The following is a 6,755-nucleotide window of genomic DNA, read 5'->3' on the forward strand; positions in this document are numbered from 1 at the left end:
CTAAAAATGCGGTATTTAGTCAGCTTTTCGCCGCGTTAATTGCCTATGTTTTATTAAAGTTTTTACACAGCCGCATTCAATTGAAATCAGACGTAGACTCCTTGTCATTCGCAGGTTTTACACGCCTATTTCTTTGGCATGCGCTTCCGGTGAAATGGCGAACGTACGTCGAAGAAATCTTATCATCAGCTCGGATGATTTATCAAAAAAGTGTTACGTGATTTTGGCTAATCAACACGCGTGTTCTATATATTTTAAATATTCAGTTTTCTAATGTTGGATTATGATATAATTGAGTAAGTAAAATATTTCTAATCTGCTAGATATACATAGAAGTAAGATACCAATTTATCAATGTTTATAATGGGAGTGAATAGAATGACGGGGTTTTATGCTGCTAGAAACGGACATATTAATTTGGATGAAATCAAGATACCTTTTCATAAATTTCGCGAGTTTTTCGTAGATACATATATGTATTTTGAGGAAAAAGGTTATTTTAAATTAGCTTTTTCAGGTTATCACAGTACACCTAGATTGATGTCTCCAAGTCCTGAAGCATTTATGTTTACTCACGTAGGAGTTAATAATATTTTTCCAATTTCTTATGAATATAAACAGAATAAAGTAACTACTTTTACATTGATAGAAGTTTTACATAAGTACATCCGTAAAATCGAGGCATTTGATTTCTATGAGGAAAAAGAAGCCCAAAAAGAATTTCGAGAGATGATAAACAAATATCTTATTTGTTTAGATGAAGGTTATGTGTTGTCGGAAAAGGGATACATAATTAATATACCAGAAGATGGTTTAGGAAAATTATTTACGCAAGACTTACCAAAGAATACAGATGATCCAACAACTCAAAGAGTTGAAACAGCAATAAAGATGTTCTTCAAATATGACTCAAATGAAACTGAAAAGATGAAAGCGATAAATCTATTGGTTGATGTGCTAGAACCGTATAGAAAAAACTTAAAGCAAGTTACTACCGAAAAACATGATAAATTAATATTTGAGATAGTTAATCAATACGGTATCAGGCATAATCGTATTACTGAAAAAACAGATTATGATAAGCCCATTTGGTATGAATGGATGTTCCATTATTACCTTGCAACAGTCCATGCAACACTGAGGTTAGGTTTAAATAAGGCAAAATAAAGTTAACTAAGTTGCGTGTTGAATATTATTCTTGTGGGGCTGGATCATGGGAACGGTTCTCACAGTAAGTTTTAGCAATTCGATATAGTATTATCCTATTATCCGATATCTTGTAAGTTGTGCTGAAGTGTTTGGAATTTAAAATGCGATTTCTTCGATTTTAAAAGTGGAGGATAAGGAGTTTTGGATCTTTATCCTCCATTCTTATTTATATTTTACAACATCAATGAATAATACAAGAACCATATTTGTATTACAATCAGTTATATATAGGAATATTTATTAGCTGAATCGGTCACTTTTGTTACTATAAAACGTAATGAGAAAACTTCCATATTACTAAATTAGTGATTTTTATATGGAAAAAGATTTATTCTATTGGATAAAGTAAGGGCGGGATTTCATGGCGATTAATTACGATTATTTGTATTTTGATTATCATAAACAAGATGTAGCTAACCAACTATTCAATAAACTATTACCTAGAAAGTCATGCTATAAATCAGTAGATAAGGATGCCGATCAAGCTCAATCGAAGTGGGGAATGGAAATATTACTTCTTCGTCTAATACAAAATAGTGAATTTGAAGAGGATCCACGCAGTTATGATGAACTTGTTAATATTTGGCGAGAATTTTGTAATAATTATCCTAATCCAAATTTTACACTAGATGAAATAATTCAAAATGGGTGGATAAGAGTAGTTTGGGATAGATGGTATCTTCCTCAAGAGTTTTATCGTTCTAGAAAAACAGCTTCTAATAATCTGTTAGTTACCTTTATGGAGAAACTAAGTCAGGTTCCATATCCAGATGAAAGAAAGTTAAAATTAAATTCTGTTTTAACAGAGTTGAATTTGCATCGGGAACACTACCCGAAACTACCAGAATTAGATTGGTTTTTATCAGAAGAGATTATTTACGGGAATGAAACAGCGTTATTTCTAAATTGTACGCATAAATTTGTTATACACTATTCTGCTTTTCTCTTAGCAAAGCTATGGGAAGAAGAAATAGTTGGACCATTGAATTATTCAAAGCGATTAACATGGTGGAAAAACTACTTTGAAATTTTCAGAACGGGATTATCTTTCTTTGAAAACTTGAATACGAATAGTCAAAATAATTTCTTAGATTCAGCTATTGAAAGAATCCTTTCTGAAGAAGATTGTCATGGATGGAATGAGGAAAAGGTAAAACTATCAGCTGAGGGGTTATCACTATATCCTGACAAAATGACTATTTTTCCAGATCTCTCATATTATTATTCTCCTTCTTCTCAAAAAGAATTAGATAGGATGAATTGGCTTACTTCTATTGGCCGATTTGATTCTGGTATTTTAATGGACCGTCCAAGACAAATGTTAGATGTGCTTTTCTCAATTGTCCTCCGATATGATGATGGAGAACGATTACATGTGAAAAGTTTAATAAACAATAGAATGGACAAACCATACTTTTATAAAATGTTATCAGGGGATAGATATAATTCTCATATGATACCATTTCTATTACTTGAAGATGATGCAACTTTAATCGGTATGTATTCACTTATTCATTACGAGGCAGAAAGTATTGGTATTATGAGCGGAAGTGAGTCTGAAAAATTGGAAGCTAAGACTAAGGAAGTTTGGGATGAAGGGCTTTCTTTTCTTGCGTATAAGCTTCATAAGCAAACTACTAAAGGGGCTGCAAAACTTATTTTAGAATTAGTAGAGTGGTTTTACCGCGAAATACGAAAACCTAGCATACATTCTTCTAAAATTCATTTAAAAAGAAAAAATCAACTTAATAGTATTTTACAACTACTATTAGAAATGCCTAGACATTCAAGAACCAAGGATTTATACATAGAAGAAATTTTGTCAGAGTTGCTAGATAAATTAGATATGATATACAACAACAGTGATTGTCCGTTAAAAGAAGAACTATGGCCTTTCGGAATATGGCTATTCGAGCAAGCTCAAAAAGGTCATTTAAAGGATAAAAATAAATTACTTAATATGTTTGCTGGGAAAATTGTTATGTATTATATACAATCCTTTTCTAATCATGAACAATACGATTGCTGGATTGAAGTAATTGAAAAGGAAATAGAGTCAGAGGGATGGTTGTTCATAGCCGAAAAAGTTGATTTTACGGAAGAAGAGCATTGGAAGAACTTCCTTTCTCCATTAGATTTCCAGAACTTTGTTAATCTATCCTATGAAAAATACAGTAAAGAACAAAGAGAAATTGTAGGAAAAGTCAGAACTCATATTAGATTATTAACTTTTTTATCATTGTATTTAAAAAATGAAGAATTATTAAAAGGTATTAATCAAAAACTCTCTAATATGGTGCTACAATTCCAAATTGATAAGGCTCAAGATGGTCAAGTTGATGTGTTTGATTCTCATTATGAATATAACCCTTTAATTGGTAATATCAATACTTATTTATTTGAAAAAGTATCATTAGCCATTAATAAATTTTCTGATAATGTAAGGGATAGAACTCTTAATGAATTTAAGAAAATTCAAGTTAATATTAATCGATTAAGTACATTATACAATGCAATGGATAGAGAGAAGGACAGGACATTTATAATTCAATCTATTACGCCAAATTTGATTGATAAGAGTTTAGATTCCATTATGATGCTAACAGATGTTCAGAATACGGTAAGGGAAATGTTGAATACTAGAAATGAAGAGTTAGTAAAAATGGCCGTTGATATAATGGATCGTTATGAAGATTTGGCTAAGAAAAGAAATCTTATAGATTGGATGGAATGGGAGTTTGGAGAGCGATTACGCGCCAAGTTTATATTAGGAAATGTTGAAGAAATATTAGAATGTGTAATTCCAGAAAGACTAGAAAATAGAGAAGCTACTAAAGACATGCTTAACTTTTATCAAGGATTGGTACTTTTAAATAGTGAAGACGATAGTCAGATTGGGCAATCGATTAAAACTTTCGAAGGCTTAATAAGTGAACAACCTGAGAATATAGGTTATAAAATTAACTTAATTGCAGCAAATGTTAGGTTGTTAGCACAATATGTGAAATCGGGTGATACTGATCCCGATGAACTCCAACAGCTTATTAAAAAAATCAGTAAACTTTTTGAGAAGTATAAATCTGATATTTCCTTAGAGAATGACCGTGATGGAGCGATTATTTTGGTGGAAAATCGACTATTTATGTCGATTTTAACTAAAGATCAGGTGGATTTTTGGAGTGTATATTCTTCATTAGATGTAGAGTTGAAAACAAATTTAAAAGTTGGATCGTATGCTGTGCAAGCTTATATTGAACAAAATAATTGGGAACAGGCCAATCTTCTTTTACAGGACTTAATAGGTAAGCATGGTAATAATGATATTCTGCTACAATTAAAAAAAGAAATAGAAGAAAAAAATTCAATGACAACAGTTATAGAACCAACATCAGTATTAACATTGTCTGATTGGAAATTTGTTGGAGCTGCAAGAGTTTCGTTTAAAGGTTTAAATGTTTATGATCAGGCAAGAGCATATTTCAATCGAGATGATGCTAACGTAAGAGATGTTTTAGTTACAGAATTATTTGATGCTTGTAATAAAATGAAATTGCTTGCACCTACTTTAATTAAATATCTAGACAATGGTCAACCAAAACAAGGAGAAGAGGACCATTATAATGATATTCTCGCTTTATTGCTAAACCAAAGTATTAAATCGCTTGGTTGGACAGCTTCTACTCAACCCCGTGGAGGTTTTACTGGGAGTCAGACGAATGAAAAGGGAGGCATAGGTGAGAGAGATGTTGTCATTTACGACGGTAATAACAGAGAAATTACAATTATCGAAGGTTTACGTCTCCCTTATGCGAATAAGTCAGTCATTTTAGAGCATTTTCAAAAGCTATTTCGTTACGATGCGGGTGACGCGCATTTCTATTTCCATATTAATTGGGGATTTAGTGATAATCCAGCTTCGTTATGGAATAAGTATAAAGATATTGTACTTACCTGGGATGATGGTAACTATTCTGTGGTGGAACAAGGAAGTATTTTCAATTTATTTCCCTTTCTTGAAGACGAGAGATTGCCTAGTTTTTATACAAAGCATTTTTCAGATATGGGAAATGAGATTTACGTAATACACCTTTATGTGGATGTGAAAATGACGAGTAAGCAGAGGGATATAAGTCGATAAGTGTATTGGTTATTTTGTAGTAATTCATGTACCGCATGTAGAAACAATTCTATAATCCAAAATACGGAATATTTATGCAATCAGTACACTGAATTACTGCTTCCTTCGCAGATAGTCTATTTGATAGTGAAATAGAAAATACAACAGCGTTAGTATGAAAAGAAACTATCTATATCCAATTGAGCGATTCTGTTGGAATTATTCGCTCGTGAAACTAGACTTTATTCCGATAAATTTAGTAGAGCGTCGGTTACATGAAAAACACATTTAGTTTCAGCACTGAGTAGTCCCTTCAAAAATTAAAATTCTATTTGAACAAGGAAAGAAAGATATTTCAAATTACAATTATTGTTTTTAAAAATAATATTCGTAGATTACTAAATATAAGGATGTGAATAAATGAATGTCCTTACACAACTAAAACCAGATGAGTGGATTCTAGTGATTAATACATTAGTAATGGGGTTATTAACTTACTTTGTTTTTAGAGCAACTCAATCTAGTGCTAAGGCTAGTAAAAGTATGTATAAATTATCTGAAGATATTAGTAAGAGAGAAGAAGAAAGAAATTATGCTTTGATGGAGTTATATATTAGGGATTTTACAAACGAGATGTCCTCAAAAGTAATGCCCCAATTATACTTTCAAACAGTCAATGTTGATCCAATTCTAATGAATCAAGTATTTAATTATAATAAATTATCAGAAGAAAATTTAGCAAGGTATTTTGATAGTACAAATAGAAATCGTATTTTAAAAGCTTATGAAAGTATTGATACTTATTTATTTAATAACTGGAAAAACGCTAAGGGAGAATTTAAAGTTTCTGTTGAGAGTAATGAATTCGAAAAAATTAAAACACAATCAAAAGATTTATTTCTTGAATTACAATCAATCCTCAAAGAAATTCAAAATCAAAAATAGTGTCCTCTTCAAAAACTAAAATTCTAGTTGAATCACTCTATTTTCCCCTAGGGTGGTTCATTTTTTATATTACAATATGTACTTTGGATACCTAGAAAAAAATAAAGGTAATATCGGTGAAGGTGTAGTTACTTGATCGCTATACATGCAGTACACCAAAGGAAAAGTGAATCACTATGCCAGATAAAAAGGAATACTTCCTAAATTGTATTGTAAGCGTCAAATAGCACCCACCTGTTTTCCAGGGGGTGCTATTGTTATGCGTAAGGTAAGCCCGAATTCAAAAAAATAAGCGCACCTGACGGCACGCACGACAAATGGCCAGCTTTCTGACGATTTTTTCAGAAAGCTGGCTTTTATGCTGCTTTGATCTTGGCGCATGTTGCTTGAATTTTGGCCGACCAAGGCATGTACTCTTGTAATAATTCAGGTTGCTGGTGAATTGGTAAATTCGGCAGTTCCATTAAAAGCTTTACCAGGTATT

At 31.8% G+C, this 6,755-nt stretch carries 3 protein-coding genes and 1 pseudogene; all 4 read left to right on the forward strand.

The window, feature by feature from the left end:
• Window positions 1–221, forward strand: a pseudogene (locus DDE80_RS15190) (IS4 family transposase); the annotation flags it as partial.
• A 157-nt stretch (window positions 222–378) separates the two neighbouring features.
• Window positions 379–1,167, forward strand: a complete 789-nt coding sequence (locus tag DDE80_RS13405; protein WP_108308390.1) for a hypothetical protein — start codon at window positions 379–381, stop codon at window positions 1,165–1,167.
• A 403-nt stretch (window positions 1,168–1,570) separates the two neighbouring features.
• Window positions 1,571–5,347: a hypothetical protein gene (locus DDE80_RS13410; RefSeq protein ID WP_108308392.1), complete on the forward strand. Its 3,777-nt coding sequence runs from the start codon at window positions 1,571–1,573 to the stop codon at window positions 5,345–5,347.
• Window positions 5,348–5,746: 399 nt separating this feature from the next.
• Entirely contained in the window at window positions 5,747–6,271 is a 525-nt protein-coding gene (locus tag DDE80_RS13415) for a hypothetical protein (protein WP_108308394.1), read from the forward strand.
• Window positions 6,272–6,755 lie beyond the last annotated feature (484 nt).

It is taken from the genome of Metalysinibacillus jejuensis, assembly GCF_003057615.1.
GTDB lineage: Bacteria > Bacillota > Bacilli > Bacillales_A > Planococcaceae > Metalysinibacillus > Metalysinibacillus jejuensis.

Coding starts and splice junctions, on each gene's coding strand:
- DDE80_RS13405 (WP_108308390.1), top strand. CDS start 379: ATGACGGGGTTTTATGCTGCTAGAAACGGACATATTAATTTGGATGAA.
- DDE80_RS13410 (WP_108308392.1), top strand. CDS start 1,571: ATGGCGATTAATTACGATTATTTGTATTTTGATTATCATAAACAAGAT.
- DDE80_RS13415 (WP_108308394.1), top strand. CDS start 5,747: ATGAATGTCCTTACACAACTAAAACCAGATGAGTGGATTCTAGTGATT.